A 2100-nucleotide genomic window follows, 5' to 3' on the forward strand; every position below is an offset into this window, starting at 1 on the left:
TCATATTTTGATAAGCGAGTTTTCAGAACGTCACCAAAGCGGAGCAAATCACCTAGCTTGCCAGTAAAGTAAATCTTGCCTGCTGAATTGATATATTCCGCAGCATCTTGCAAAACATTCATTTGTTCAGGCGTAGGCATTTGACCGCGATCAAGGCGTTGCTCAACACTAGGCCAAATATCAACGGCTTTCGCTGTCTTTTCGCGTTCTTCGACTAAAAGTGATTGGTCAACAACACCTTTGCTTTGGGCTTTTTCTGCTTCGCTCTGAAGGTAAGATTCATTGCTTTTTACAATAAGGCTTACATATTTATCCGCTGCTTGATTAGCTTTTCCAATAGCATCCATCAAGCGCATATCGCTACCTTTGCCATAGTCAAAAGTAGTAACCGGTTCCTCTTGTTCCGCTAGTCGGATTTGTACCTGTTTAAGCTCTTTATCTTGAGTGACGTAAACCGATCTCTCGCCAATAGTTGCGTTCCACTTTTCGACTTTAGGCGTCAACGTTGTGGTATTACCGCTGCGCTTAACGTCCACTCCATCAATACCTTGACCTATTTTAAGGGTAGGTTTCTTGGCTTTTTTGCTATCAGCTTGAGCGTTTACTTCTTTGTCCAACCAGTTCAGATCGTCTTTTGTACCCTTGCCTTCCAAGATGTTCTTGATGCGTTGTTCACGGTTAACTTTCTGACGGCCTTTGATTGCGATTTCAGCTTGAGCTTTACCAAGTTGACGGCCAAGCTCTGAACGTTTTGCAGCTTCACCAGATTGGTAAACATACTCGTCGCCAGTCTGTGGCAACTCTTCACTGTATGACTCAACCTCTTGAGACTCGCGCTTATCAAATTTCTTTTGAATACGAGCATTGCGATTAGGTTGGCGCTGTTCGACCTCTTGGATTGATGCGGAAATAGGCTCTTGAGCAACTATATAAGGCGCACGATAACGCTCCTGCTCTGTTTCTACAGGATTTAGGTCATATTCATTCGCTAGCTTGGTGAATCGCTCATCACGATTAACGTCTTTAGGATTAACGTCAGACCATCGATCAAACTCAACTTGTGGTGCGTCATAAACTCGTTGATTCTCGATACCCGTTGCTAACGGAGTAACGTCACGCTCACCGTTTGGTTGATGTCCACCAGCAAACGAGTTGGTTTGAGCTTGTTGTCTCATACCTTGAAGAACACGCGCCTGATTGCGTTGAAACTCTGGCGTTTCCTCAACGTTTGGTTGATAGCCATTGGTTCGAATGCCGCGATTCTCTAGTTGCTGTTGAGCATTGCGCTCTTGAGCTTGCTGATCACGCAGAAAACTCTCTTCATCAGTTGGGCGTAACTGATCGACTTGTTTTAGCTCGTCGGAGTTAATGACACGCTGCAAAGCGCTGATCGCTTGCTCTTGGCTCATGCTTCCGTCACGACGCGCTTTTGCAATCTGAAGCACTGCTGCTGGCGAGATTTCCATGGCGCGTTGCAAGCCTTGTTTAAAGTTTTCGTCTTGCGCTGCAATTTCATCGACAAAACCAAGCTCACCACGTTGAATTGATTGGCTCAATTCAAACTTATCTCGTTGAGCATCTTGAGAATGGTATAGCTCTGAATCTGCCATTACTTCTCCAGTTTCAGGATCAAACATTTCTGCTTGAGCAACTTCATTATCAACTGGTGATTTTTGTTTCTGTCCAATAGCACTCAAGAACTCATTGTAAATTGAATTCATTGAACGCTGCGCCGCTTGACGTTCTTCAATGGATAGATCTGTATTAAGAGTTGCCAAGTAACGGCTCATGTCTTGACGCAATTGCTTCGCGTAATCATTGCCTCGGTCTTGTTTTTCCCAAGTTTTGATTGCGCTGACAGCTTGCTGGCCGTCACGGATTAGATCGGCATGATTGTCTGAAGAGAACAGATTAACAGGCGCTTGCTCTTGCTGTTTTGCAGCTTCAGAAATTGGTTGTTGTGGTTGCGCTTGCTGTGGCTGTACTGGTTCCGGCTGTTGTGGCTCAACACTTTGTTGTGCTTCCGCTTGATCTTCCGTTGCGTGACGCTCTGCTGCTGGTGGCACTTTACCCATTGCAGCACCTAACGCTTGATGTGCT

The 2100-nt window shown here is 45.3% G+C and carries 1 protein-coding gene; it reads right to left on the reverse strand.

The genetic code is table 11. The annotated features are described in order from the left end of the window. On the reverse strand, nt 1-2100 hold a 2100-nt coding region (locus IQR33_RS14295; protein WP_193843781.1), incomplete at both ends, for a hypothetical protein.

The organism is Vibrio sp. OPT46, assembly GCF_015163535.1.
Lineage (GTDB): Bacteria > Pseudomonadota > Gammaproteobacteria > Enterobacterales > Vibrionaceae > Vibrio > Vibrio alginolyticus.